General features: G+C 70.2%; 24 protein-coding genes. 17 read left to right on the top strand and 7 right to left on the bottom strand.

All coding sequences use genetic code 11. The features are described 5' to 3' along the window. Positions 1–11 precede the first annotated feature (11 nt). The 9 genes from GTH22_RS01390 to GTH22_RS01350 all read left to right on the top strand — a co-directional run bounded on the left by GTH22_RS01390 (position 12) and on the right by GTH22_RS01350 (position 7,703). Positions 12–512: a Fur family transcriptional regulator gene (locus tag GTH22_RS01390; protein ID WP_252942759.1), complete on the top strand. Its 501-nt coding sequence runs from the start codon at positions 12–14 to the stop codon at positions 510–512. Then, positions 509–1,336, top strand: a complete 828-nt coding sequence (locus GTH22_RS01385; protein ID WP_252942758.1) for a metal ABC transporter ATP-binding protein — start codon at positions 509–511, stop codon at positions 1,334–1,336. Before GTH22_RS01390 ends, GTH22_RS01385 begins: the two co-directional genes overlap by 4 nt. Continuing rightward, entirely contained in the window at positions 1,326–2,126 is an 801-nt protein-coding gene (locus tag GTH22_RS01380; RefSeq protein ID WP_252947548.1) for a metal ABC transporter permease, read from the top strand. The genes GTH22_RS01385 and GTH22_RS01380 overlap by 11 nt, the downstream gene beginning before the upstream one ends. Continuing rightward, a complete protein-coding gene (locus GTH22_RS01375; RefSeq protein WP_252942757.1) occupies positions 2,123–3,295 on the top strand; it encodes an AMP-binding protein in 1,173 nt (390 codons plus the stop codon). Before GTH22_RS01380 ends, GTH22_RS01375 begins: the two co-directional genes overlap by 4 nt. 115 nt (positions 3,296–3,410) lie before the next feature. Continuing rightward, the gene (locus GTH22_RS01370) at positions 3,411–4,520 is read left to right on the top strand and encodes a thiolase family protein (RefSeq protein WP_252942756.1); all 1,110 of its coding nucleotides are present in this window, start codon (positions 3,411–3,413) and stop codon (positions 4,518–4,520) included. An 80-nt stretch (positions 4,521–4,600) separates the two neighbouring features. Continuing rightward, the gene (locus GTH22_RS01365) at positions 4,601–5,863 is read left to right on the top strand and encodes a 3-deoxy-D-manno-octulosonic acid transferase (protein ID WP_252942755.1); all 1,263 of its coding nucleotides are present in this window, start codon (positions 4,601–4,603) and stop codon (positions 5,861–5,863) included. A gap of 123 nt (positions 5,864–5,986) precedes the next feature. Then, positions 5,987–6,496, top strand: coding sequence for an NUDIX hydrolase (locus tag GTH22_RS01360; RefSeq protein WP_252942754.1), 510 nt, complete (start codon positions 5,987–5,989; stop codon positions 6,494–6,496). A gap of 53 nt (positions 6,497–6,549) precedes the next feature. Then, on the top strand, positions 6,550–7,008 hold the full coding sequence (locus tag GTH22_RS01355; RefSeq protein WP_252942753.1) for a DUF1178 family protein: 459 nt from the start codon (positions 6,550–6,552) through the stop codon (positions 7,006–7,008). A 14-nt stretch (positions 7,009–7,022) separates the two neighbouring features. Next, positions 7,023–7,703: an SDR family oxidoreductase gene (locus GTH22_RS01350; RefSeq protein WP_252942752.1), complete on the top strand. Its 681-nt coding sequence runs from the start codon at positions 7,023–7,025 to the stop codon at positions 7,701–7,703. Between the two features lie 15 nt (positions 7,704–7,718). Here GTH22_RS01350 and GTH22_RS01345 read toward each other — a convergent pair whose 3' ends face one another. Together GTH22_RS01345 and GTH22_RS01340 are read right to left on the bottom strand one after the other, a co-directional pair. Continuing rightward, a complete protein-coding gene (locus tag GTH22_RS01345) occupies positions 7,719–8,639 on the bottom strand; it encodes a DMT family transporter (protein ID WP_252942751.1) in 921 nt (306 codons plus the stop codon). Positions 8,640–8,705: 66 nt separating this feature from the next. Beyond that, entirely contained in the window at positions 8,706–9,317 is a 612-nt protein-coding gene (locus GTH22_RS01340; RefSeq protein WP_252942750.1) for a LysE/ArgO family amino acid transporter, read from the bottom strand. Between the two features lie 87 nt (positions 9,318–9,404). On the opposite strand from GTH22_RS01340, the gene GTH22_RS01335 reads away from it, so the two are divergent. Beyond that, positions 9,405–10,292: a LysR family transcriptional regulator ArgP gene (locus GTH22_RS01335; protein ID WP_252942749.1), complete on the top strand. Its 888-nt coding sequence runs from the start codon at positions 9,405–9,407 to the stop codon at positions 10,290–10,292. Positions 10,293–10,304: 12 nt separating this feature from the next. On the opposite strand, the gene GTH22_RS01330 is transcribed toward GTH22_RS01335, so the two are convergent. Beyond that, a complete protein-coding gene (locus GTH22_RS01330) occupies positions 10,305–12,083 on the bottom strand; it encodes an SLC13 family permease (RefSeq protein ID WP_252942748.1) in 1,779 nt (592 codons plus the stop codon). Positions 12,084–12,324: 241 nt separating this feature from the next. On the opposite strand from GTH22_RS01330, the gene GTH22_RS01325 reads away from it, so the two are divergent. Continuing rightward, on the top strand, positions 12,325–13,071 hold the full coding sequence (locus GTH22_RS01325) for a YebC/PmpR family DNA-binding transcriptional regulator (protein ID WP_252942747.1): 747 nt from the start codon (positions 12,325–12,327) through the stop codon (positions 13,069–13,071). Positions 13,072–13,435: 364 nt separating this feature from the next. Here GTH22_RS01325 and GTH22_RS01320 read toward each other — a convergent pair whose 3' ends face one another. Continuing rightward, positions 13,436–15,715 (bottom strand): primosomal protein N', encoded by a 2,280-nt coding sequence (locus tag GTH22_RS01320; protein ID WP_252942746.1) that lies wholly within the window; start codon positions 15,713–15,715, stop codon positions 13,436–13,438. On the opposite strand from GTH22_RS01320, the gene fsa reads away from it, so the two are divergent. The 6 genes from fsa (at position 15,714) to GTH22_RS01290 (ending at position 20,267) form a co-directional block, all read left to right on the top strand. Next, positions 15,714–16,367: a fructose-6-phosphate aldolase gene (gene fsa, locus GTH22_RS01315; protein ID WP_252942745.1), complete on the top strand. Its 654-nt coding sequence runs from the start codon at positions 15,714–15,716 to the stop codon at positions 16,365–16,367. The genes GTH22_RS01320 and fsa overlap by 2 nt on opposite strands. A gap of 282 nt (positions 16,368–16,649) precedes the next feature. After that, positions 16,650–17,357: a DUF484 family protein gene (locus GTH22_RS01310; RefSeq protein ID WP_252942744.1), complete on the top strand. Its 708-nt coding sequence runs from the start codon at positions 16,650–16,652 to the stop codon at positions 17,355–17,357. Beyond that, the gene (locus GTH22_RS01305) at positions 17,354–18,286 is read left to right on the top strand and encodes a tyrosine recombinase XerC (RefSeq protein ID WP_252942743.1); all 933 of its coding nucleotides are present in this window, start codon (positions 17,354–17,356) and stop codon (positions 18,284–18,286) included. Before GTH22_RS01310 ends, GTH22_RS01305 begins: the two co-directional genes overlap by 4 nt. A gap of 117 nt (positions 18,287–18,403) precedes the next feature. Beyond that, entirely contained in the window at positions 18,404–19,093 is a 690-nt protein-coding gene (locus GTH22_RS01300) for a phosphatidylcholine/phosphatidylserine synthase (RefSeq protein WP_252942742.1), read from the top strand. 91 nt (positions 19,094–19,184) lie between these two features. Then, positions 19,185–19,673: a twin-arginine translocation pathway signal gene (locus tag GTH22_RS01295; protein WP_252942741.1), complete on the top strand. Its 489-nt coding sequence runs from the start codon at positions 19,185–19,187 to the stop codon at positions 19,671–19,673. A 15-nt stretch (positions 19,674–19,688) separates the two neighbouring features. Further along, positions 19,689–20,267 (top strand): ferric reductase-like transmembrane domain-containing protein, encoded by a 579-nt coding sequence (locus tag GTH22_RS01290; RefSeq protein ID WP_252942740.1) that lies wholly within the window; start codon positions 19,689–19,691, stop codon positions 20,265–20,267. Here GTH22_RS01290 and GTH22_RS01285 read toward each other — a convergent pair. From GTH22_RS01285 to GTH22_RS01275, 3 genes are all read right to left on the bottom strand, one after another. Next, complete coding sequence (locus GTH22_RS01285) at positions 20,264–20,719, bottom strand: methylated-DNA--[protein]-cysteine S-methyltransferase (protein WP_252942739.1); 456 nt, start codon at positions 20,717–20,719, stop codon at positions 20,264–20,266. The genes GTH22_RS01290 and GTH22_RS01285 overlap by 4 nt on opposite strands. Beyond that, a complete protein-coding gene (ileS, locus tag GTH22_RS01280) occupies positions 20,716–23,688 on the bottom strand; it encodes an isoleucine--tRNA ligase (RefSeq protein WP_252942738.1) in 2,973 nt (990 codons plus the stop codon). Before ileS ends, GTH22_RS01285 begins: the two co-directional genes overlap by 4 nt. Positions 23,689–23,891: 203 nt before the next feature. Beyond that, positions 23,892–26,738, bottom strand: coding sequence for a DUF2339 domain-containing protein (locus tag GTH22_RS01275; protein ID WP_252942737.1), 2,847 nt, complete (start codon positions 26,736–26,738; stop codon positions 23,892–23,894). Positions 26,739–26,836 lie beyond the last annotated feature (98 nt).

Below are 26,836 nucleotides of genomic sequence, written 5' to 3'. Positions count from 1 at the left end.
ACGGCTCACCCATGTCCGACCCCACCGGCTTTGCGCCGCATGACCACCACGCCTGCGTCTCCACCGCCCTCGCCGCCGCCGAGGCCGCCTGCGCCGAACGCGGCGCCCGGCTCACGCCCCTGCGCCGCCGCGCGCTCGAGATCCTGCTCGAAAGCCACAAGGCCCTTGGCGCCTACGACCTGCTCGAACGCCTCGCCGCCGAAGGCCTGGGCGACAAGCCCCCCGTCGCCTATCGCGCCCTGAATTTCCTGACCGAACAAGGCTTTGCCCACCGCATCGAGCGCCTGAACGCCTATGTCGCCTGCGCCCATCCCGAGGCCGCCGAAGGCCATGGCGCGGCCTTCCTGATCTGCCGCGACTGCGGCCGCGTGGCCGAGGCGCTCTCCTCCGAGGCCCCGCTGGCCGATGACGCCGCCGGGGCGGGCTTTGCCGTGGAGGACGCCGTTGTCGAGGCCCGTGGCCTCTGCCCCCAGTGCCGCCCCGCCGCCACCGGGCCCGGACCGCGCCCATGAGCGCCCTCATCACCGCCGAAAACCTCAGCCTCACCCGCGACGGCCAAACCATCCTGTCCGGCGTCTCCGCCCGTTTCGTGCCCGGCGAGATCACCACCATCGTCGGCCCCAACGGCTCGGGCAAGACCAGCTTCCTGCAAGCCCTCATCGGCGAGCTGCGCCCCGCCACGGGCCGCGTCACCCGCACGCCCGGCCTGCGCATCGGCTACGTGCCCCAGAAGCTCGCGCTCGACCCGACTCTGCCGATCACCGTCGCCCGCTTTCTGTCGCTGCCCCGCCGGATCGCCGCCGAGGCCCGCACACGGGCGCTCGAGCACACCGGCGTCGCCCACCTGCAGGGCCGCCAGCTTGCCAACCTCTCCGGCGGCCAGCTCCAGCGCGTGCTGCTCGCCCGCGCCCTGCTCTGCGAGCCCCAGATCCTCCTGCTCGACGAGCCGACCCAAGGCCTCGACCAGCCCGGACAGGCCGCCTTCTACCGCCAGATCGAAGAGCTGCGCGACACCATCGGCTGCGCCGTCGTCATGGTCAGCCACGAGCTGCACGTGGTCATGAGCGCCTCAGACCGGGTGATCTGCCTCAACGGCCATGTCTGCTGCGAAGGCACCCCCGAGGTGGTGCGCAACTCCGCCGAATACCGCGCCCTCTTCGGAGACGGCACCGGCGGCGCGCTGGCGCTCTACCGCCACGAGCACGACCACGCCCACCACCACCATGATCATGATCACCATGATCACCAAGATCACTCCGGGCATGACCACGCCGGGCATGATCCCCACGCCCACACCCCCGCCACAGCCCCGCAAGACCGCGAAAATGCTCGATGATTTCTTGATCCGCGCCGCCCTCGCCGGGCTCGGAGTGGCGCTTGTCGCCGCCCTGCTGGGCTGCTTCGTCCTCTGGCGCCGCATGGCCTACTTCGGCGATGCCACCGCCCACTCGGCCCTGCTCGGCGTTGCCCTGTCGCTGGGATTCGAGGTGTCCATCCTCGTCGGCGTCACCGCCACCACCCTCGCCATGGGCCTCGCGATCACCACCCTCTCCGGGCGGCGCACCGGCACCGACACCCTGCTCGGCGCCCTCGCCCATTCGGCCCTTGCCGCCGGCCTGCTGGCGGTGTCGCTCATCCCCGGCGGGGCGCGGCTCGACCTCGAGGCCTATCTCTTCGGCGACATCCTCTCAGTCTCGCGCATGGATGTCGGCCTCATCTGGGCCGGAGCCGCGCTTGTCTCTGCGGCGCTGCTCTGGCGCTGGCAGGCGCTGCTGCTGTCGATCATCTCGCCCGACCTCGCCCGCGCTTCCGGCCTCAACCCGCGCCGCGAGAACCTCGTGCTCGTCTTCGCCCTCGCACTCACCGTGGCCGTGGCCATCAAGGTCGTCGGGGCGCTGCTCATCACCGCACTGCTGATCCTGCCCGCCGCCGCCGCCCGCCCGCTGACCCGCACACCCGAGGCCATGGCCGCCCTCGCCGTCGTCTTCGCCGCGATCTCCGCCCTCGGCGGACTGCGCCTCTCCTACGCGTGGGACAGCCCGACCGGCCCGACGATCGTGTGCACCGCAGCGGTGATCTTTGCCCTTACCGCGCTCTTCCGCCGTCTGCTAGAAAAGGCAGCATGACAGCGCATTTCACCCCCGCCCCCGAAGCCCGCCTCTTCGGCCTCGCCAGCGCCCCGGTTCCGCTGTCTCCGCCCGCCCCGCTCCCGGCCCCCGGCAAACGCTCCGAAACCGACCTGATCCGCGCCGCCCTCGCCGCGGCCCCCTCCGCCACCTTCCGCCTCTCCCCGCCCGATCTGCACCTCGGGCCGGCCCAGAGGGAGCCCAGCTTCGAAACCCTCACCGGCGGCACCACCGGCACGCCCCGCGCCATCCGCCGCACACAGGCGAGCTGGATCGCGAGCTTCGAGTCCAACCGCGCCGCATGGTCGCTCGGCCCCGAAACCCGCATCGCCACGCTCGGCAGCCTCGTGCACTCGCTCGCCCTCTACGGTGCCTTCGAGGCGCTTCACGTCGGCGCCGAGGCCCACCTGCTGCACGGCATGCGCCCCGACCGGCAGACCGAGGCCTTCGCGCTTCGCAGCATCACCATGATCTGGGCCACCCCCTCGCAGCTCCGCCTGCTCTCCGGCGATCCGGCCCCCTCCGTCACCCGTCTGCTCATTGGCGGCGGGGCCTTCGATGCCGCCACCCGCGACCACGCCCGCGCGCTCTTTCCCAACGCCGAGATCCACGGCTTCTACGGTTCCGCCGAAACCAGCTTCATCTCCTTCGATGACCGCCCCTGCAACGGGGTCGAGATCGAGATTCGCAATTTCGATGAAAGCGGCACAGGCGAGGTCTGGGTGCGCTCGCCCTACCTTTTCCAGGGCTATGCCGACACCCCCGACCCCCGCCGCGACGATCGCGGCTTCACCACCGTGGGCGAGCGCGGCCGCATGTCGGGCGGCCTGCTCCACCTTGCGGGCCGGGCCGACCGCGCGGTGCGCATCGCCGAGCAGACCGTGCAGATAGAAGAAGTCGAAGCCGCCCTTCTCGCCATGCCCGGCGTCACCGAGGCCGCCGTGCTCCCCATGCCCGACCCGCGGCGCGGCACCCGCCTCATCGCCGCCTACACCGGCCCCGCCGCGCCCGAGACCTTGCCGCTCTACGCCCTGCCGCCGCTGGCCCGCCCGCGCCCGATCACCCGCATCCCGCCCGAGGCCTGGCCCCGCAGCCCCTCGGGCAAGACCAACCTCACCGCCCTCGCCTCGATGCTGGCCGAGACGCCCGGCGGCGAGCCCGCGCCCTGATGCCACCCACCGCCGCCCGCCGGGCCGCCGGGGCACCCCGGCGCTCTACCCGCACGGCCCGCCGCCCTCTCCCCGGGCCTCCGGCCCGCAACCGCAGCGACGAGCCCGCCCCCTGATGCCCCGCGCCGTCCTCATCGCTGCCCGCCGCACCCCGGTCGCACCCCGCGGCGGCGCCCTCGCCCGCATCGACGCGCCCGAGCTGGCCGCACACGCCGCCCGCGCCTGCCTCGCCGATGCCGCCCTGCCCGCCGACGCCGTCGACGAGCTGATCCTCGCCAATGCCCTCGGCGCCGGCGGTAACCCCGCCCGCCTCGCCGCCCTTGCCGCAGGCCTGCCCGAGCGCGTCGGCGGCCTCACCATCGACCGGCAGTGCACTGGCGGCCTCGATGCCCTCCTCCTCGCCGCCGCCCTCGTCGAGACCGGGCGCGCCACCACCATCCTCGCGGGCGGGGCCGAAAGTTTCTCGCGCCGCCCCCTCCGCCTCGCGACCGACCCCGACGGCGGCGCGCCCAAACCCTACCTGCGCCCCCGCTTTTCCCCCGATCCCGCCCGTGACCCCGAGATGCACGAGGCCGCCAACGCCCTCGGCCAGCCCCGTGCCGCGCAGGATGCCTATACCGCCGCCTCCCACGCCCGCGCCCTCGCCGCGCCGCCGCTCCCCGAGATCGCCCCGCTCGAGGGCCTCGCCGCCGACCCCTACGCCCGCGCCCTCTCGCCCGCGCTGCTCGCCCGCGCCAAGCCCCTCGCGGGCGATGTCACCGCCGCCAATACCGCGCCCGAGGCCGATGCCGCCGCGCTCCTTCTCGTCACCACCGAAGACCACGCCCGTGCCCTTGGCCGCCCCGCGCTCGCCATCGGCCCCTCCGCCATGCTCGGCGGCGACCCGGCCCAACCCGGCCTTGCTCCGGTCGCCGCCATCCGCGCCGTGCTCGCCAAGGCCAGCCTCGCGCCCGACATGCTGGGCCAGGTCGAACTGATGGAAGCCTTCGCCGCGCAGGCCCTCGCCACGCTGGAGGCCACCGGCCTGCCTGCCACGCGCACCAACCCCCAGGGCGGGGCGCTGGCCCGGGGCCACCCGATCGGCGCCTCCGGGGCCGTGCTCGCCTGCCGCCTCTTCCACGCGCTCACCGCGTCCGGCATTTCCGGCGAAGGCCCAACCACCGGTCTCGCCGCCATCGCCGCTGCGGGCGGCCTCGGCACGGCGGCGCTCTTCACCCGCCTCTGACCCCGCCGCGCCCCGCGCTTGCCACCCCGCCCCCCGCCGGGGTATCGCTCCGCCACCCCTTCAGGCCACCCGGACCCGCCTTGCCGCTCTACCGCCTCCTCCTCAGCCTCGCCGCCCCGCTGCTCGCCGTGCTCTTCGCCCTGCGTCTGCTGCGCCGTGCCGAAACGGCGGAAGACCTGCGCCAGCGCCTCGCCACCACCGACGAGCCGCCCCTGCCCGGGCCCCGGCTCTGGCTCCACGGCGCTTCCAACGGCGAGCTGGCCGCCGCCCGCGGGCTGATCGACGGCCTGCTTGCCGACCACCCCGGCCTGCACCTCACCATCACCGCCAACACCACCACCGGGCGCGACATGGCCAGCGCCTGGGACCTGCCGCGCACCACCGCCCGCCTCGCGCCGGTCGACCTGCGCGCCGTGCTGCACCGCTTCCTCGCCGCGCATCGCCCGGCGGCGCTCATCGTCATCGAAAACGAGCTCTGGCCCAACCGCCTCTCGCTCGCCCGCGCCGCGCAGATCCCGGTCATCGTCACCTCCGCCCGGCTCTCAGCCCGCTCCGCCAAACGCTGGGCGCTGCTGCCCGGGCTGGCCCGCGACGTGCTCTCCGCCATCACCCTGCTCTCCGCGCAGGACAGCGCCTCCGCCGATCGGTTCATCGCGCTTGGCCTGCCCAGCCTCGCCCGCGCCGCGCCCCTCGCCCTCAAGACAACCACGCCGCCGCCGCCCGTCGACCCCGAGGCCCTCGCCCCCCTCGCCGCGCAGCTCTCCCGCCCCGACACCCTGCTCGCCGCCTCCACCCACCCGGGCGAGGAGGAGCAGGTGCTCGCCGCCTTCTCGCAGGCCCGCGCAACCCGCCCCGGCCTGCGCCTCATCCTCGCCCCCCGCCACGCCCGGCGCGGGGCCGAGGTGGCCGCCCTCATCGCCCGCGCGAGCCTGCCCTTCGCCACCCGCTCGGCCGGCGATGAACCGGGCGACGCGGCGGTCTATCTCGCCGATACCATGGGAGAAATGGGCCTCTGGTATGCGCTCTCCGGCCTCTGCTTCACCGGCGGCTCGCTGGTCGAAAAAGGCGGCCATACTCCATGGGAGCCGGTCCACTTCGGCTGCGCCCTGCTCCACGGCCCCTCCTGCTTCAACCAGGCCGAAGCCTTTGCAGCACTCGATGCCGCCGGCGCCGCCCTCCCCGTGGCCGATGCCACCGCCCTCGCCGCCGCCCTCACCCGGCTCGACCCGGCAGAACAGGCCCGCATGGCCGCCGCCGCCTCGGCCCTCGCAAAGGCCCGCCAGCCCGACCTCGCGCCGCTGCTGCAACGCATCGCCAGCACCGCCAACCTCCCCCGCGGCTGACCCGCTCCGACCCGCCCCAATGCGACCAATCCGTGACGCTTGCGTGAAAATGCTGGTTGCACAGCTAGGCGGATCATCCTCACATGTTACGATCCAGCAAGTGAGCAAAGAGTGACTCGGCGCATGAGCCAACTGAAACCCATCCACGTCCCCGTCCGGCTTGCCGGGCGCTCCAAACGTGGGCTGCGCACGCAGTTCGGGGCGCTCTGCTACCGGGTGGTCGAGGGCAAGACCGAGGTGCTGCTCATCACCTCACGCACCCGCAAACGCTGGATCATCCCCAAGGGCTGGCCGATGGATGGCCGCTCCGGCGCACAGGCCGCCGCCCGCGAGGCCTGGGAAGAGGCCGGGGCCACCGGCTCCGCCCTGCCGCGCTGCCTCGGGGTCTACAGCTACGCCAAGGTGTCCGGCCCCCGCAAAGGCCTGCCCTGCCTCGTCGCGGTCTTCCCCCTCGCGGTCAAGAAGCTCCACGCCAACTACCCCGAGCGCAAGCAACGCAAGCGCAAGTGGTTCTCGCTGGAGAAGGCCGCGCAAAAGGTGGCCGAACCCGAGCTGCGCGCCATCCTCGCCGCCTTCACCCACGAGCACCTGCCCGCCCCGCACCCCGCCGGTGACGACGGCGCGGGCGGCTAGATGGGCAGGCCGGGTAATTGAAACTTCACCCCTGCAGGGCTAGATAGTCCCGAATGATAAAGTACAGCCTGCGATGCCGCGATGGACACCGCTTTGAAAGCTGGTTTGCCGACGCCGATGCCTACGACGCGCTCGCCCGCGCCGGTCACCTGTCCTGCGCCGTCTGCGGCGTTGCGAAGGTCGAAAAGTCGGTGATGGCCCCGCGCATCGGCACGGGCGCAACCACCAGCGCCGGTCCCGAGGCGCGCATCGCCCCCGAGGGCAAGTCACGCCCGCTGGCCACCCCCTCCACCCCGCAGGAAAAGGCGCTGGCCGAGCTTCGCAGCAAGGTCGAGCGCGAGAGCGAATATGTCGGCGGCGAGTTCGCCCGGGTCGCCCGCGCCATCCACGAGGGTGACGAGCCCCACCGCTCGGTCCATGGCGAGGCCAAGCTGGCCGAAGCAAAGGCCCTGCTGGAAGACGGCGTGCCGATCATGCCCCTGCCCTTCGCCTCCCCCCGTAAGACCAACTGAAAAGACCCGCCCGAATGTCCTCGCAAAAGCCCCCCGTCGCCGCCCTCCTCACCGGCGCCAGCCGCGGCATCGGCCTGTCGCTGGCGCAGCGCCTCACCGCCCACGGCCCCGTCATCGGCACCTGCCGCGGCACCCCGCCCGAGGCCGACGGCATCCGCTGGGCCGGGCTGGAGGTGTCCGACCCCGAGGCCATCGCCTGCCTCCCCGAGCAGCTCGACGGCGCCCCGCTCGAGCGTCTGGTTTGCAACGCCGGCATCTACCCCGACAAGGGCCAGACCCTCGCCACGGGCTACCCGGCCTCCATGTGGGCCGAAGGGTTTGCCGTCAATTGCACCGCCGCCTTCCTCACCGTTCAGGCCCTGCTGCCCAACCTGCGCGCCGGCGCCACTCCCCGGATCGCGCTGATTTCGTCGCAGATGGCCTCCGACACCCGCGCGCCCGGCGGCAGCTACATCTACCGCGCCTCCAAGGCCGCCCTGCTGAACCTCGGGCGCAATCTCGCGGCAGACCTGAAGGCCGAGGGGATCTCTGTGGGCATCTACCACCCGGGCTGGGTGCGCACCGACATGGGCGGCAGCGGCGCCGACATCTCGGTGGAGGAGGCCGCCGAAGGGCTCGCGGCGCGCATCGAAGAGCTGTCCCCCGAGACGACAGGCGCCTTCCTCACATGGGATGGCCGCCCGCACGCCTTCTGACCCGCCCCGCCTGCGCTAGAACTTGGTTTCCCCCGAAACCGGCGTCACCTTCCGGCGGCTGACCACCGCCTCGCGCCATGTGATGAAGCTGATCGCGGCGATGATCACCAGACCGCCGAGGATCACCCAGCTGTCCAGCCCCTCGTCGAACATGAAGTAACCCAGCGCCACCGCCCAGATCAGCTGCAGGAACGTCACCGGCTGCGTCACCGTCACCGGGGCGCATTTGAAGGCCACGCCCATGCTGTAATGCGCGCAGGTCGCAAAGGCTGCGGTGAGGAACAGGATCGCAAGGTCATTCCAGCTCACCGGCACCCAGACCGCCCAGGCAAAGGGCGCCAGCCCGATCGCCACCGTCACCGACAGCATCGCCACCAGCGTCGCCGCGCTCACCCGGCCCGAAAGCTGCTTGGCCACGATGTAGCTGCCCGCAAGGCACAGCGCCGCGCCCACCATCGCCCAATGCCCCGGCTCAAGCTCCCGGAACCCCGGCCGCAGAATGATGATCGCCCCCACCATGGCCACCGCCACCGCAAGGATCCGCCGCAGCGCCATCTTCTCGCCGAGGAACACCACCGCCCCCAGCGTCACGTAGATCGGCGACATGTAGTTGAGCGCCGTCACCTCCGCGATGGTGATCGTGCTCATCCCGTAAAACCACAGCATCACCCCAACCGTGTGCCCCGCCCCGCGCATCGCAAAGATCTTCAGCTCGCGCAGGCCAAGATGGTCGGCCCGGATCGCCGGGATCATCGGAAGGATGAAGACCAGCCCCAGCGCATAGCGCAGAAACGCCGCCTGCGGCGCAGGCACCCGCCCGCCGGTGAGCTTGACCGAGGCGGTCACGGCAACGAACAGAACGCCGGTCACAACCATCCAGAGCACACCCGCAACCGGACGGCTCGGGGCCTGAGATGAGGACATATCGGTTGACATGTGAACTATGTGCGCGAGGCATGGATAAAGGTCAACCAGCCTTCACCCCGTCCCTCCCGTCGCGGCTCACCCCAGGATCAGCCCCGCCGCAATCGCCCACATCACCACGCCGATCACCACGTCCAGCACCCGCCAGGCACCGGGCCGGGCAAAGAGCGGGGCCAGCAGCCTTGCGCCATAGGCCAGCGCGAAGAAGAAGGTGAAGGAGGCGATCACCGCCCCGATGCCGAAGGCCAGTTCCTGTGGCGCGTAGCGGGTCGAGATCGAGCCGACCAGCGCCACCGTGTCGAGGTAAACGTGCGGGTTCAGCCAGGTCAGCGCCAGACAGGTCGCCAGCACCGCCATCCGCGAGCCACTGCCTCCGCCGCCGTTGCCCTTCGCCTCCAGCGCCTCGCCCCCCTTCCACGCGGCCCAGAAGCTGCGCGCCCCGTACACGATCAGAAAGGCCGCGCCGCCCCAGCGGAAGATCGGCAGCAGCCGGGGCATGACATCGGCCAGCGTGGCAAACCCCGCCACCCCCGCCGCAATCAGCAGCGCGTCCGAAATCGCGCAGGCCAGCGCCACCTCCAGCACGAAGGCCCGCCGCAGCCCCTGCCGCAGCACAAAGGCGTTCTGCGCGCCGATTGCCACGATCAGGCTCAAACCCAGTGAAAACCCCGCGAGGGCCGCATCGAACATCATCCGTTTCCTTCCTTGCCTCGCCGGGCTATCCGCCCGCGCCGGATAAGCCTAGTGAAACCTTCTGTTCTGAGATAAGCATTGCTTATGTTCACAGACCCCGCCCTGCTCGCCCTCCACGCCGTGTTGCGCACCGGCAGCTTCGAGGCGGCCGCCGCCGCGCTCGGTGTCACCCCGCCTGCGATTTCCCAGCGCATCCGCAAGCTCGAAGAGCAGATGGGCACCCCCCTGATCCGCCGCACCACGCCTTGCGAACCCACCCGCACCGGCGCGCGCCTCTACCGCCATGCCGAGGAGATGGGGCTTCTGGCCCGCGCCCTCGCCGCCGACCTCGGCCAGCCCGCCGCCCCCGCCACCCTGCGCCTCGCGATCAACGCCGACAGCCTCGCCACATGGTTCATCGAGGCCATGGCCGGGGTCGAGGGCATCAGCTTCGATCTGGTGGTGGATGACGAGGATCACTCCGCCGACTGGCTCCGCCGCGGCGAGGTTCTGGCCGCCATATCGGCCCAGCCCGGCCCGGTGCAGGGCTGCGACGTGCTCCCCCTCGGCGCCCTGCGCTACCACGCCACCTGCGCCCCCGGCTTCGCAGACCGCCACTTTCCCCGGGGCGTCACGGCAGAGGCGCTGGCCCGCGCCCCCTGCCTCACCTTCTCCATCAAGGATCGCCTGCAAATTCAGTGGATGGAGGCCGCCACAGGCACCACGCCCGCCCCGCCGCTGCACATCCTGCCCGCCACAACCGCCTTCATCGACGCCGCCCGCGCCGGCCTCGGCTGGGGCATGAACCCGGCCCCCCTCGCCGCGCCCCACCTCGCCAACGGGTCGCTCACCGAGCCGAAACCCGGCCTGACGATTGATCGCCCCCTGTTCTGGCTCACCTCCCGCCTCGCCGCCCCCGCGCTCTCCGACCTGACAGCCTCGGTCAAACGCGCCGCCGCCCGCCACCTCGTCCCGCCCCCGCAGGAGGGGTGAAGCCCAGCAGGGCTAGAGCGGCCAGAAAATCAGGATCAGCGGTATCGACACCGCCACCACCAGAATCTCCAGCGGCAGCCCCATCCGCCAGTAATCCCCGAAGGAGTAGCCCCCGGGGCCAAGGATCAGCGTGTTGTTCTTGTGCCCGATCGGCGTGAGAAAGGCCGAAGAGGCCGCAACCGCCACGGCCATCAGGAAGGGGTCGGGCGACACGTCGAGCGAATTGGCCATCTGTATCCCGATCGGCGCGGCCACAATCGCCGTGGCGGTGTTGTTCAACACGTCCGACAGCGTCATCGTCACCACCATCAGCACCGTCAGAATGGCCCAGGCCGGCAGGCCCGCCGTCACATCCACCAGCGCCCCCGCAATCAGCTCCGTGCCGCCCGAGGAGTCCAAAGCCGCCCCCAGGGGAATCATCGAGCCCAGCAGCACGACAACCGGCCATTCGATGTGGTCGTAAAGCTCGTTCAGCGTGAGGATCTTAGTCAGCACGTAGCCCACCACCACCAGCCCGAGAGCAACCGGCAGGTAGATCAGCCCGAAGGAGGCGGCAGCCACGGCGGCGGCAAACAGGCCGATGGCCAGCCATGTCTTGCTGTCCTGCGTCACTGCCAGCCCCCGGTCGGCCAGCGGCAACGCGCCGATCCACGCGGTCACTTCCGCGGCCCGGTCGTTGGGCGCCAGAAGCAGCAGAATATCGCCCGGCTTCACCTCTTCCTTGCGCACCTGGCTGGTGATCTTGCGGCCCTGCCGCGAGATGCCCATCAGGATCGTGCGCTGCCGCCAGCTCAGGCCGATCCCCTGCGCCGAGCGCCCGGCGATCCGCGAATCCTCGGGCACCACCACCTCGATCAGCCCCAGCCCCTCGCCGCCCTCGGCCAGCAGCTCGCGCCGCTTTTCGTCGGAGAAGACAAGGCCGTGGCTGGCGCGAAACTCGTCCAGCGCATCCGGCACCGCCTCCAGCACCAGCGCATCCTCCGCCTCGATCTTGGTCAGCCGCTGCGCCCCGTAAAGCCGCTTGCCGCCTCGCACCAGCCCCAGCACGCCCGCATCCGCCTTGTCGGCCAGCTCCTCGATCTCGCGCACACGCTTGCCGATGAGCTTGCTGCCCTCGGGCACCGTCAGCTCGGCAATGTAGTTCTTCATCTCCCCCGGCTTCACCGCGCCCGCCGCCTCGCCGGTCGAGGGGATCAGCCGCCAGCCGACAAGCGCCACGAAGGCAAGTCCGACAAGCGCGGTCAGCCCGCCCACCGGGGCAAAGTCGAACATGCGAAACGGCTCGCCCAGCGTGTCGCCGCGCACGGCGGCGATGATGATGTTGGGCGGCGTACCGATCAGCGTGGCCATGCCGCCGAGGATGGTGGCAAAGCTCAGCGGCATCAGGCTCAGCCCGGGCGCCCGCCCCGCCTTGCGCGCGGTCTGGATGTCGACCGGCATCAGCAGCGCCAGCGCCGCCACGTTGTTCATGAAGGCGCTGAGCACACCGCCCACCCCGCCCATCAGCGCGATATGCCCGCCAAGCCCGCGGGCCGAGCTGACCAGCGTGCGGGTGATCAGCAGAACGGCGCCCGAGTTCACGAGGCCCGCCGAGACCACCAGCACCAGCGCCACCACCAGAGTCGCCGGATGGCCGAAGCCCGCAAAGGCCTCGTCCGCCGGCACCACCCCCAGCACCACCGCGGCCATCAGGGCCGCGAAGGCAACAAGGTCATAGCGAAAGCGCCCCCAGAGCAGCAGGCAAAAGACCATGCCGAAGAGGACGAAAAGCGTAATCTGGTCGCCGGTCAAATCTGGGCACTCCCTGTGGCGCAGTTGAAAAGAACCCAAGGATTTCCCGAGGTTGAACTTCCCAAGCGGCGGTGAGCGGCCACAGTAATCCGATGTCGGGCGAACACAAGTTCCCCACCGCCCCGCGCCCGGCCCCGAACACGCCCCGTTGATGGCGCCCCCCTCGACTCCGCTTGCCCCCTCCCCGGCCTCTGCCCTATACAGCCCGCCAGAACCGGCAATCGACATTACGGAGGCACCCATGGCGGGCCATTCCAAATGGGCAAACATCCAGCACCGCAAGGGCCGTCAGGATGCCGCCCGCTCCAAGCTCTTCTCCAAGCTCGCCAAGGAAATCACCGTGGCGGCCAAGATGGGCGATCCCGACCCCGACAATAACCCCCGCCTGCGCCTCGCGGTGAAGGAAGCCAAGTCGCAATCCGTCCCCAAGGACGTGATCCAGCGCGCGATCGACAAGAGCCAAGCCGCCGGCGGCGACGACTACAAGGAAATCCGCTACGAGGGCTACGGCCCCGGCGGCGTGGCGGTGATCGTCGAGGCGATGACCGACAACCTCAACCGCACCGCTTCGACCGTCCGCTCGACCTTCGGCAAGCACGGCGGCAACCTCGGCGAGACCGGCTCGGTCGGCTTCATGTTCGAGCGCAAGGGCCAAGTGACATACCCGGCCTCCGTGGGCGACGAGGACACGGTGATGATGGCCGCGATCGAAGCCGGGGCGGAAGACGCCGAAAGCTCGGAAGAGGGCCACGTGATCTGGTGCGCCGACACCGAACTCAACGAGGTCAGCACCGCGCTCGAGGCCGAACTTGGCGAAAGCGAAACCGCCAAGCTGGTCTGGCGCCCCACCACCACCACCGAGCTCGACCTCGAGGGCATGCAGAAGCTGATGCGCCTCATCGAAGTGCTGGAAGACGACGACGACGTGCAACGCGTCACCGCCAACTTCGAGGTCTCCGACGAGGTGATGGAGCAGCTCGACGCCTGACCGGCCTTCGCCGCGCCTGCGCGCGTCGACCCGCGCGCCTCGCTGCGCTCGGCGCGGTCCCGTGGCATCCGGGCCACGCCATTGCACTCCCTGCGGTGGCGGCCCGGTTGGTCCAGAAAAGATATGGGCCTCCGGCGGGAGATATTTGGAGCAAGAAAATGGACAATTCGATTCAGATTGTCCCCGGCCCGCTTCATCTTCTTGCCGCGAATATCTCGACAAGGGGCGCCATTGTGGTGCCATTGGTTCAAGCCCAATGGCGACGGGGTGGGAACCCCCCACCGCGTGACACCGCCCCGTGCGACGCGTCCCCGAAAGAGCGCGCCCTCGCCACGCCACAGGTCGGGATTTATCCCGACGCCACTCAGAAAAAGCTCAGCGGATCCACATCCACCTGCACCCGCACCCGGCTGGGCCAGTCGAACTGCGCCAGCCAGGCCGTCACCGCCGCCTGCACCGGCGCGCTCTTCTCGGCCTTCACCAGCAGCCGCACCCTGTGGCGCGCCCGAATGCGCGCAATCGGTGCTGGCGCCGGGCCGAAAACCTGCGCCCCGATCGCCCGCAACGGCTCCGCCCGCCGCGCCATCGCCATGCCCAGCGCGTTCACATCCTCGATCTCGGGAGAAGACAGCACGATCCCCACCAGCCGGCCATAGGGCGGCACCCCCGCCGCCTTTCGCTCCTCCGCCTCCGCCCGCCAAAACGCCTCTTCATCCCCGCTCAGGATCGCCCGGATCACCGGATGCTCGGGCTGATAGCTTTGCAGCACCGCCAGCCCCGGCGCCTCTGCCCGCCCGGCCCGCCCGGCCACCTGCCGCATCAGCTGAAAGGTCTTCTCCGCCGCCCGCAGGTCACTGCCCTGCAACCCCAGGTCGGCGTCGATCACCCCGACCAGCGTCAGCAGCGGAAAGTTGTGCCCCTTCGCCACCATCTGGGTGCCGATGACGATATCCGCCGCCCCCCCGGCGATGCCCTCCACCGCCGCCTTCAACGCCCGCGCCGACCCGAACAGGTCGGAGGACAGCACCGCCACCCGCGCCTCCGGAAACAGCTCCTTCACCTCCTCGGCCAGCCGCTCCACCCCCGGCCCCACCGGCGCCAGCTTGCCCTCCACCTCGCAGCTCGGGCAGGCCTCGGGCACCGGCTCCGTGTGCCCGCACTGGTGGCACATCAGCTGCTTCAGAAACCGGTGCTCCACCATCCGCGCATCGCAGTCCGGGCAGGCCACCTGATGTCCGCAGGCCCGGCAGATCGTCACCGGCGCATAGCCCCGCCGGTTGAGGAAGAGCAGCGCCTGCTCCCCCTTCTCCATCCGCGCGCGCACCAGCCCCTGCAGCGTGGGGGAAACCCACCGCGTCGCCGGCAGCCCCTCGACCCGCATGTCGATCGACCGCATCTCCGGCAGCACCGCCGTGCCAAAGCGCGAGGTCAGCTCCACCCGGGCATATTTCCCGGCCTCCGCATTGGCCCAGCTCTCCAGCGAGGGCGTGGCCGAGGCCAGCACCATCTGCGCCCCCTCGATGCTCGCCCGCAGCACCCCCATGTCGCGGGCCGAATAGGTCACCCCATCCTCCTGCTTGTAGGAACCGTCATGCTCCTCGTCGATCACGATCAGCCCCAGCTCGCGGAAGGGCAGAAACAGCGCCGAACGCGCGCCCACCACCAGCGAGGCCCCGCCCTCGCCCACCATCTTCCAGCAGCGCCGCCGCTCGGTAACCGTCACCCCATGGTGCCACTCGGCCGGCTTGGCGCCAAACCGCGCCTCGACGCGGGCCAGAAACTCCTGCGTCAGCGCAATCTCGGGCAGCAACACCAGCGCCTGCCGCCCCTGCGCAAGGCACTCCGCCACCGCCTCCAGGTACACCTCGGTCTTGCCCGATCCCGTCACCCCCTTCAGCAGCGTCGTGCCATACTCGCGCGAGGCCACGCCGGCCCGCAGCGCCGCCGCCGCCGCCGCCTGCTCCTCGTTCAGCGCCTTTCCGCCGTGGCCCGGGTCCAGCGTCGGATAGGGCACATCGCGCGGCGCCAGCTCCTCGCTCACCGCGCCGAGCTTCACCAGCCCCTTCACCACGCCACTGGACACCCCGGCAATCTCCGCCAGCTCCCCAAGGGTGAAGGACAGCCCCCCATGCTCCTCCAGCACGCCAAGCACCCGCTCCCGCGCCGGCGTCATCCGGTCCACCTCGCCCTGCCCGGGCCGGTAGACCTTGCGCATCCCCGGCGGCGTCGCCAGCCCCGGTGCGCGGGTGGCCATGCGCAGCATCTGGTGCATGTCGGTCAGCGTATAGGCCCCGGCGCGGGTCAGAAACTCGCGCATCCCCGCCCCCATTGGCGCCACGTCCAGCACCTCGCCCACGCGGCGCAACTTGGCCCGGTCGAACCCGCCCTCGCCCGGCCCCCAGACCACGCCCATCACCCGGCGCGGCCCCAGCGGCACCACCACAAAGGCCCCCTCGGCCACGCCGCCCGCGGGCGCGGCATAATCCAGCGTGCCGCCCAGCGGCTGGGTCGTCAGCACCGCAACCGGCTCGCCCTCGTTGAAATGACCGTTAGCGCTCACATCTCCGCCATTCTCGGGTTTCAGTGCCTCCTGTCCTGCGGTATGAGAGGCGCAACCGCAAGTCTGCCCGAGGAGGCCGCCCATGAAATTCTTCGTAGATACCGCCGAGATCGACGCCATCGCCGAGCTGAACGACCTTGGCATGGTCGACGGCGTCACCACAAACCCGTCGCTGATCCTGAAGTCGGGCCGCGACATCCTCGAAGTGACCAAGGAAATCTGCGACCTGGTCTCCGGCCCGGTCTCCGCCGAAGTGGTGGCGACAGATGCCGAAACCATGCTCGAAGAAGGCAAGAAGCTCGCCGGCATCGCCGAGAACATCGCCGTGAAGGTGCCGCTCACCTGGGCCGGTCTGAAAACCTGCAAGGCGCTTTCCGACGCGGGCACCATGGTCAACGTCACGCTCTGCTTCTCCGCCAACCAGGCGCTGCTCGCCGCCAAGGCCGGGGCCACCTACATCTCCCCTTTCATCGGGCGGCTCGATGATCTCAACCTCGACGGCATGGACCTGATCGGCGACATCCGCACGATCTACGACAACTACGCCTTCGACACCCAGATCCTCGCCGCCTCGATCCGCTCGGCCAACCACATGAAGGACGCCGCCCTGATCGGCGCCGACGTCGCCACCGCGCCTCCGGGTGTCATCAAGGCGATGGCCAACCACGTCCTCACCGACAAGGGCCTCGCCCAATTCGTCAAGGACGCCGCCGAGGCCAAGATCACCATCCTCTGACCCGCAGTGATCGGCGACAATTCGTCTAGATTTGTCGCCTTCCTGCCCATTCTCTTGGTGCAAATATCTCCGTGCGGCGCCCTTGTGGCGCCCCCGGTTCGCGCCCGGTGGCGAGGGGGCAACGCCCCGCTCCACCCCTGTGACTCAACCGCCACCCTCACGGCCGCTCCCCCCACCTCACCGACAAAACCCTTGCCCGCCCACGCTCCGGTTTGAAACAAATGGGGCAACCAAGAACAACGCATGGGGTATCATCCACCCATGACGGAGAAAGAGGCAGATATGAGCGAAGCGGCGGAGCAGCTGATCGGGCTGCGATCCATGATCATTTCCGAACCCGACATGATCCTTGAGGATCGCGACATCATGCATGCGCTGATCGCGGCCAACGAAAAGTCGCTCGGCGGCAACATCGTCGACCTGCGCGGCATCGCCATGGAGCGGCTCGAAGCCCGTCTCGACCGGCTCGAAGACACCCACCGCTCGGTCATCGCCGCCGCCTATGAAAACCTCGCCGGCACCAATCAAGTGCACCGCGCGGTGCTCACCATGCTCGAACCCGGCGATTTCGAGGAGTTCCTGCGCAACCTCGGCACCGAGGTCGCCAACATCCTGCGGGTCGATTGCCTGCGCCTCGTGCTCGAAAGCGTGCAGGAGGGCGAGGACCCGGCGGTCAAGAAGCTCGGAGACGTGCTCCATGTCGCCCCCCCGGGCTTCGTGAACGACTATCTCACCATGGGCCGCGACAAGCCGGTGCGCCCCGTCACCCTGCGCCAGACCCGGCCGCAATTCTCGGTGATCTACGGCGAGGCCGCCCCCAACATCCATTCCGAGGCCTGCCTCAAGCTCGAACTGGGCGAGGGCCGCCTGCCCGGGCTGCTGGTCATGGGCGCCGAAGATCCCCACCAGTTCCGCCCCTCCCAGGGCACCGACCTGCTCGGCTTCTTCGCCGGCGTCTTCGAGCGCCAGATGCGGCGCTTCCTGGGATGATCCCGCTCTCTCCGGCGCTGCAACAGGCGCTGGAGCTCTGGCTGTCGCAGTTGCGCGCCATCGACGGGCGCGCCGAGAACACGCTCGAGGCCTACCGCCGCGATGTCACCGGCTTCCTGTGCTTTCTGCCCGGCCACCTGGGCGAAAGCCTCGGCCTCGCCCGCCTCGGCACGCTCACCCTGCCCGACATGCGCGCCTGGATGGCCCATGAGCGCGCCGGCGGCGTCGGCGCGCGCTCGCTGGCGCGGCAGCTCTCGGCGGTGAAGGGCTTCCTCGGCTGGATCGCCGAGCGCGAAGGGCTCGAAATGTCCGCCCCCCTCTCGGTCCGCGCCCCCAAGTACCAGCGCAAACTGCCCCGCCCCGTCGGGCGCGGCGCGGCGCGCGACCTGATCGAAACCGTCTCGCTCCAGCACCCCGAACCCTGGGTCGCCACCCGCGACGTCGCTGTGGTGACCCTGCTCTACGGCTGCGGGCTGCGGATCTCCGAGGCCCTCGCCCTCACCGGGGCCGACGCGCCGCTGGCCGAGGTGCTGCGCATCACCGGCAAGGGCGGGCGCGAACGGATCGTGCCGGTCCTCCCCGTCGCCCGCGCCGCGGTCGAGGACTACCGCCGCGACTGCCCCCACCAGCTCGACCCGTCGGGCCCGCTGTTCCGCTCGATCCGCGGCAAACCGCTCTCGCGGCGCGCCGTCGCCAAGGTGACAGAGGCCGCCCGGATGCAGCTCGGCCTGCCCTCCAGCTGCACCCCCCACGCCCTGCGCCACAGCTTCGCCACCCACCTGATGGAAGCCGGGGGCGACCTGCGCACCATCCAGGAGCTGCTCGGCCACGCCTCGCTCTCCACCACCCAGGCCTATACCGCAGTCGATACCGCCCGGCTGATGGATGTCTACAACCGCGCCCACCCCCAGGGCCGCAACCGCGCCTGACCCCGGCCCCCGCCACGCGGCGCGCGGGCCACAGCCGGGCACGGCCTTGTCGGGCATTTCTCCGCTCAAGGGAATTTAGATTGCCGCGCCGCCCCCGGCCCGGTAACCCTTCGCCCCATGTCTGATCGGTTCAAGGCCTATGGGGTCCATCTCTTCACTGCCACCGGCGCGGCGCTTGCGATGCTGGCGATGCTGGCCGCCGTGCAGGGCGACTGGCCGGTGATGTTCCTCTGGCTGCTGGCCGCCTTCGCCGTCGACGGCATAGATGGTCCGCTGGCCCGCAAGTACGACGTGACCAACCACGCCCCCATCATCGACGGCGCCCTGCTCGACCTGATCATCGACTTCCTGACCTACGTCTTCATCCCCGCCTTCGCGCTCTACGGCTCCGGCCTGCTGCCCAACCCATGGGCCGCGCTCTGCGCGCTCGGCATCTGCTTTTCCTCTGTGCTCTACTTCTCCGACACAAGGATGAAGCTGACCGACAAGAGCTTTCGCGGCTTTCCGGGCTGCTGGAACCTCGCCGTGCTGGTGCTCATGGCCATGCAGCCCGCGCCCTGGGTCACCGTGGTCACGAGCATCGTGCTGGCGGCTGCCATGTTCCTGCCGCTGAAGTTCGTGCACCCCACCCGCACCAAGCGCTGGCGCAATCTCACCCTGCCGGTCTCGGTGATCTGGGTGGCACTGGCGGTGATCGCGGCCTGGCAGAGCTTCGAGCAATCGCCCTGGCTGTCCTGGTCGCTTGGCGTCACCTCGCTCTACCTGCTGGTCGCCGGCATCGTGCAGCAGCTCATCCCCGAGCGCTGAGACTTCACGCAAACGTGCCGCCCCGGCAGATGCGCGAACGGGCGATCCGGGCTATCCTCACGGGCATCCGCCGCCGTTCCGGGAGACAGCCATGCCCCTCCAAAGCCGCCGCAGCTTTCTTGCAACCGCCAGCGCCAGCCTCACCGCCGCCGCGCTGATGCCCCTGCCCTTCACGGTGCCCGCCTCCGCCGCCACCCTCGCCCCCACCCGCTCGATGCGGGGCGGAGCCAACAACTACCGCCCCGGCGCCCCGCTGGTCGAGAGCCTCGGGCGCGGCTTCATCGTCCATGGCAAGGTGCTGCGCGCGGGCGACGGCAAGCCGCTCGACGGGCTGCGCATCCAGATCTGGGCCGCCACCACGCTCGGCGGCGAGCGCGAGCCGCGCAACCACGGCTCCACCCTCACCCGCGCCGATGGCAGCTTTGCCCTCGAGATGGAGCAGATCCTGCCCAACTTCGGCCAGCCCCACGCCCACCTCGCCTATGACGACGGCGCGTTTCAAACCGTGTTCCTGCGCCCGGTCATGTCCAGCCCCGCCGACACCTCGGTCGCGGGCAATTTCGTGCTGGCCCCCGCCTGATCCGCGCCTGAACCCTTGCGCAAGGCGCTCCCCTGGCTGGCCCTCGCCGCCCTCACCGCAGGGCCGCTGACCCTCGCCGCCCTCAACCCCTGGCTCGCCTATCGCGGCTTCGCCTATATCACCGGCGGCTTCGCGGGCATCCTCGCGCTTTGCCTGCTGCTGGCCCAGCCGCTGCTCGCCGCCGGATACCTCCCCGGCCTGCGTGGCCCCACGGGGCGCCGCTGGCACCGCCGCGCAGGCATCGCCCTCCTCGTCCTCACCCTGCTCCACATAGCCGGCCTCTACATCACCAGCCCGCCCGACACGGTTGATGCGCTCCTGCTGCGCGCGCCCACCGGGTTCTCGGTCTGGGGCGTCATCGCGCTCTGGGGGATCGTCGCCACCGCCCTCCTCGTGGCCCTGCGCCGCCGCCTCGCGCCCCGTCGCTGGCGATGGGCGCATAACGCGTTGGCTGCCCTCGTGGTGCTGGCCACCGTGCTCCACGCGGTCCAGATCGAAGGCGCAATGGAGCTGATATCAAAGTGGGTGCTCTGCCTCGCCACCCTCGCCGCCACCGCCGCCGCGCTGGTCGACTTGCGCCTCCTGCGCCGCTAGATCAGCAGGCTCGCCGCGCCCTCGTGCCTGAGCAGCGCCACCTTGGTCTCCACCCCCACCCCGCCCGAAAACCCGCCAAGCCCACTGGCCCCAAGCACCCGATGGCACGGGATGATGAGCGGAATCGGATTGGCCCCGCAGGCCCCGCCAACCGACTGGGCCGAAAACCCGAGCATCTTGGAAATTGCCCCATAGGTGGTGGTCTCGCCAAAGGGGATCTTGCGCATCTGCGCGCAGACCAGCTTCACCACGCCCGAGGCCTCCACCCGCAGCGGCAGGTCAAACGCGGTCCGATCCCCGGCAAAATAGGCCTCAACCTGCCGCGCCGCCTCACGCAAAAGCGGCGAGCCCTCGCCCGCCGCCTCTTCGCTCCATGCAACGCGGGTGATCGCCCCGTCCTCCTCGGTCAGCACCATGCGGCCAACCGGGGTGGGCAGGGCGAGGCTCGTCACCCCAGCGCCTCGTCGCAGCGCCCGCAAACCGCCTCATGGCTGTGCGTCCCCACATCCGGCAGGATCTTCCAGCAGCGCTGGCACTTCTCGCCCTCCGCCTTCTCGAAGACCACGCCAACGCCCTCGACCTCGGGCAGCCGGAAGGCCTCCGCCGGGGCCGGATCGCCCGAGAGCGACACCGCCGAGGTGATGCAGACATCCTCGAAGGCCACGCTCTTCAACGCGGCCAGCACGCCGGCATCCTCCACATGCACCACCGGCGCGGCCTCCAGCGACGCGCCGATGACCTTCTCGCGCCGCTGCACCTCCAGCGCCGCCGTCACCACGCGCCGCACCCGGCGCACGCCCGCCCATTTGGCCGCCAGCGCCTCGTCGCGCCAGGCCGCCGGGGTTTCGGGGAAATCGACCAGATGCACCGACGATCCCTCGCCGCCAAACCGCTCGAGCCAGACCTCTTCCATCGTAAACACCAGCACCGGCGCCAGCCACGTGGTCAGCCGGTGATAGAGAATATCCAGCACCGTCAGCGCCGCCTTCTGCCGCGCCGAGCCGCCATCGCAGTAGAGCGCATCCTTGCGCACATCGAAATAGAAGCTCGAAAGCTCGACCGTCGCAAAGTTGAACACCGCCTGGAACACGCCCTGGAAGTTGTAGGCCGAATAGCCCTCGCGCACCTGCACATCCAACTCCGCCAGCCGGTGCAGCACCCAGCGCTCCAACTCGGGCATGTCGGCCGGCGCCACCGCATCCGCAGCGTCAAACCCGCCGAGCGAGCCCAGCATGAAGCGCATGGTGTTGCGCAGCCGCCGGTAGCTGTCGGCCACGCCCTTCAGGATCTCCGGGCCGATCCGCTGGTCGGCGGTATAGTCGGTCTGCGCCACCCAGAGCCGCAGGATGTCGGCGCCATACTGCTTCACCACCTCCTCGGGCACGATGGTGTTGCCGAGCGACTTGGACATCTTGTTGCCCTTCTCGTCCAGCGTGAACCCATGGGTCAGCACCCCGCGATAAGGCGCAACCCCACGCGTGCCGACCGATTGCAGCAGCGAAGAGTGGAACCACCCGCGATGCTGGTCGGTGCCCTCAAGGTAAAGGTCGGCCACCCCGTCAGGGCTGCCATCCTCGCGGTCCCGCAGCACGAAGGCATGGGTCGAGCCGGAGTCGAACCACACGTCGAGCACGTCGAAGACCTGCTCGTAGTCTTCGGCGTTGTAATCGTTGCCAAGAAAGCGCTCCTTGGCCCCCTCGGCATACCACGCATCCGCGCCCTCGGCCTCGAAGGCCTCGATCACCCGCGCATTCACCGCCGCGTCGCGCAGCAGGAAATCCTCCGCATCGGGCAGCGCGCCCTTCTTCACGAAGGCGGTCAGCGGCACACCCCAGGCCCGCTGGCGCGACAGCACCCAGTCGGGCCGGCTTTCCATCATCGAATGGAGCCGGTTGCGCCCGCTCTGCGGGGTCCATTTCACCTGGTCGATCGCGGTCAGCGCACGTGCGCGGATCGTGGTGCCAAGGCTGTCCTGCCCGTCGCCCAGATCCTTGTCGATCGCGGCAAACCACTGCGGCGTGTTGCGATAGATCAGCGGCGCCTTCGAGCGCCAGCTGTGCGGGTAGCTGTGGGTGATCCGGCCCCGGGCAATCAGCATCCCCCGGTCGGCCAGCTTGTCGATCACCGCCTTGTTGGCCCCGCCCTCCTTGCCGTTCGGCTTGATGATGAGCTCGCCGCCAAAGAACGGCAGATCGGGCCGGAAGGAGCCATCTTCCAGCACGTTGTAGGTCATCGGCAGGTCGTACTTGCGGCCGATCTGGTAGTCGTCATCGCCGTGGCTCGGCGCGGTATGAACAAAGCCGGTGCCGGCCTCGGCGGTCACATGATCGCCCGGCAGCATCGGCACGTCGTAATCCCACTCGCCCTCCGAGCCGGTGGACTTGTAGAGCGGATGCACCGTCTTCATCGCGCCCAGCTCCGCCGCGCTCGCACCGCGCACCCGCTCGTAGCTCTCCACCCGCGACTGCGCCATCACCGCCTCGGCCAGATCGTCGGCCAGCAGGTACTTGTCGCCCACCTTGGCCCAATTGTCCTCGGCGGCCCCGGTCACGCGATAGAGCCCGTAGGAGATGTCGGGGCTGAAGCAGACGGCCCGGTTCTGCGGGATGGTCCAGGGCGTGGTGGTCCAGATGATCACCGAGGTCTCGGCAAAATCCTCGGCCATGGCGTTCACCGCCGCCATCACCGCATCCTGCCCCTTGTGGCCCTCGGCCTCGAAATGGGCGATCAGTTCGGGCGTGCCCTTGAACCCGCCGATGCGGAACTTCACCCAGATCGTGTGGCTCTGGTGGTCGTGGTACTCCACCTCCGCCTCGGCCAGCGCCGTCTTCTCGACGGGCGACCACATGACAGGCTTGGAGCCCTGGTAGAGCGCGCCGTTCATCAGAAACTTCTGGAACTCCGCGGCAATCGTCGCCTCGGCGTGGAAATCCATCGTCAGGTAAGGATCGGCCCAGTTGCCGGTGATCCCGAGCCGCTTGAACTCCTCGCGCTGGATATCCACCCAGCTCTCGGCAAAGGCCCGGCACTCCTGGCGCAGCTCGACGATCGGCACATCGTCCTTGTCCTTGCCCTTCTGGCGATACTGCTCCTCGATCTTCCACTCGATCGGCAGCCCGTGGCAGTCCCATCCGGGGATGTAGCGCGCATCACGGCCCATCATCTGCTGCGAGCGCACAACCATGTCCTTTAGGATCTTGTTGAGGCCGTGGCCGATGTGCAGGTGGCCGTTGGCATAGGGCGGGCCGTCATGCAGCGTGAAGGGCGCGCGGCCCTCCTTCTCGCGCAGGCGGTCGTAAACCCCGATCTCGGCCCAGCGGGCCAGCCACTCGGGCTCGCGCTTGGGCAGACCCGCCCGCATCGGAAACTCGGTCTGGGGCAGGTTCAGCGTGTCTTTGTAGTCAGGCGTGTCGGCGCACATGGGGGGCGTCCTTGGCGTAGTCTTCTGGGATGTTCGATGAGGGGCGGCGCGGCAGGCCATGCGCCTTGTCCCGGCGGCTCATCTCTCAGAGCGCCGGGCCGCTAATTCGAATGATGGCGAGGCCCGCGAATATCATGGGGAGGCTTATAGGCAGGGGCGCGGCCAAGGTCCAGCGCGTAGGGCGGGACTTGTCCCGCCGCGGCTCAGGGCCCGTCCGGGGGCGGCATGTCAGGGTCCTCCGGCCCCTCTTCGCCCTCCCCGGCCCGCTCCGCCGCCTCCTGCGCCGCCCAGCGGTTCAGCCAGGCCAGCCCGGCCAGCGACAGGCCGAGCGCAAGGAAGGAAAACACCCGGAAAAGCCCGGTCAGCCCGCGCGCGTCGATCAGGAACACCTTCACCACCGCCACCCCGATCACCACCAGCGCGGCGCGGCGCAGCAGCGTGGAGCCCTTGGCAATCGCCTGCCAGAGCAGACCGGCGCCGAGCGCGATCAGCACCACCGTGTAGGTGTAAAGCTCGCCATCCAGCCAGCCATTGCCCACCCAGATCGCATCCCCCCACCAGAACCGCCGGATCAGCAGGAACAGCCAGAACGCCGCCAGCGCCCCCGCCGTGCCCAGGCCGCCAAGCCGCCACCAGCGCCCGCCGATCCGCGCCAGCAGCACAAGCACCAGCGCCGGGCCGAGATAGGCCACCGCCAGCGTGTCAAACAGCAGCGCCCCGTGAATGGTGGTGTCGGGCATCGAGTATCCGCCCGGCGACAGGAAGGGATTGCTGATGGTCAGCCCCACCAGCAGGAACACGCCCGCCGCCGTGGTATAGAGCCCGGCCAGCACGATCCGAAGCCACCGCAACCGCCCGCCCAGCCGCATCCGGTACACCTGCGCGGCGGCACAGAGCAGCCAGACCATCGCACTTAACCCCATGGTCCAATGGCTGGCCAGCGCCTCGCCATCGACCCGCTCGTCGATGAACCGCCAGAGCGCCGTGGTCACGAAGATCCCGCCGATCATCAGCAGCCCGCTCTCCAGAAAGGCCCGCCCCGTGAGGCGGCCCTCTTCCGGCATCACCCGCCATGCCGCCGCCATCGCGCCCAGCGCGGCGGCAAAGCCGAGCAGGAACGCGCCCCAGCTCGCCTGCACCGACCAGACCACGCCCGGATCGACCACCACCCGCCAGCCCAGCACCACCACGCCCAGCGCGATGAAATACTGCATCTCCCGCAACCGGAACCGCCGGTCGAGCGCGGCGGCCACCACCAGCAGCACCGCCAGCGCCACCGTCAGCGCCGCCTTGGTGAGCAGCACGAAGAGCGCCAACGCAATGAGCGCCGAGGCCGAAAGCACGGCCCAGGCCGTCCGCCGCCCCGGCCCGCCCTCGACCTTCGCAAAGCGCACCGCAATCGCCACCATCAGCGCCGCCAGCGCCAGCACATGCGCCGCCCAGCCGAAGCTGCCGGGGCTGCGCGGCGACAGCCAGAACAGCTCCAGCCCCAGCGGCACCAGCGGGGCAAAGAGCGCCGCGAACAGGCCCCAGAACAGCGCGCCGCGCCCCACGCCCGCCGCGCCGCGCCCGTCGACGATGCTGCGCCATGCCGCAACCACCGTGCCATGGGCCGCCATCACCAGCACGAGGCTCGCCTCCAGCGGCAGCGCGGGCACCGGCACCCCGGTGGCATCCAGCCGCACCGCCTCGCGCATCAGCACCCCGCCCATCAGGCTCTCGAGCGGGATCACCGCGAGGAAGCCGATGGCCGGAAACAGCACCAGCTCGCTCAACGCCTTCGCCTGCCACGCCCAGAGCGCAACCGCGAGGATCAGCACCGTGAACAGCCCCTCGATCAGCAGGAACTCCGCCGCCCCCTCGCGCGGCAGCAGCAGCAGAACGAAGCAGGCCGCCGCCATCGCGCCCCATGCGATCCACAGGTCAAAACCGCCCCGGCCCCCGTCCCTGTCGAGCAGCCAGCGCAGCGGCGCGCCGCCTTCGTGGGTCGGGCCGATCTCGCGGCGCGGAAAGGCCATCGAGGCCAGCACCATCACCGTCAGCAGCACCGCAAATCCCGGCATCTCGCCCGATCCGGCAAAGCAGGCCAGGCCGCCCAGCCCGGCCACGGCGAGCGCCAGCACCGAAACCCAGCGCCACTGCCGCCAGGCGTCGATCGCCAGGCCGGCAAGCCCGAGGCAGCCGTAGTAGACATAGAAGATCGTCGCGCTCTCGGCCTCGCCGCCCACCAGAAAGGGCGCCGCCCCCGCGCCGATCAGCCCGAAGGCCGCCAGCACCGGGCCGTTGAGCCAGCCGAGCAGCATCGCCCCCATCGATACCGCAACCAGCGCCAGCATCGCCGGGCCGGGGCCGATCAGGTCGTAGAGGCCCCGCGCCGCCAGCACCGCGCCATAGAGAGAAACGAGGCCCGCCGCGCTGAAGGTATCGGGCAGATAGGTGGTCGCATCGCCCGCGCTCTGACGGCGGCGAATCCACTCGCCCCCCGCGATCAGCGCCGCGCCCAGCGCCAGCGCCGCCGCAACGCGCATCACCGGGGTCAGATAGCCCTGCTCGATCCCGTATTGCACAAGGAACAGCCCGGCCAGCGCCAGCGACAGGGCCGAAACCGCATAGAACCAGTTGGCCTGAAGCCAGGCCACCAGCCGCTCGCCCGCATTCGGGCCCACCGGCGCGGCAGGCTGCTGCGCTGTGTCGGCACCATCTGCATCCGCATCCGCCCCGGCGATCGACTGGCCCTGGTAGCCCGCTTCCCACGGCAATTTCGGCAGGGGCCGGGCCGGCTCGGGCGCCTCGGCAGGCGGCACATTGCCCGGATCGAGCAGCTCGCGCGCCGTCTTGCGCGCCCCCTCCTGCGCCCCCGCCTGCGCCGGCTCCTGTGCCGCCGTGGCCGGCGGGCGCGGCGCGCCCTCGGCGGCCCGCTTCAGGCTCTCGATCTCGCGCATCGCCCTCTCGAGGTTGCGCGACAGCCGCCCCAGCCCCGATTGCACCGCAATCAGCCAGACGAGCAGACCGACGACCCCAAGGGCCGACAACACCACCAATACTTCCACGATCCGCCCTCACTGTCGCCAATCACGAAACAGTAACCGCCTGAAACGAAACAGTGAAGCGATTGCGGACCCGCGCCGCTCCCCGCACGGCGGGACAA

This window comes from Oceanicola sp. 502str15, from assembly GCF_024105635.1.
GTDB lineage: Bacteria > Pseudomonadota > Alphaproteobacteria > Rhodobacterales > Rhodobacteraceae > Vannielia.
This window is presented reverse-complemented; position numbering and strand designations above follow the sequence as displayed.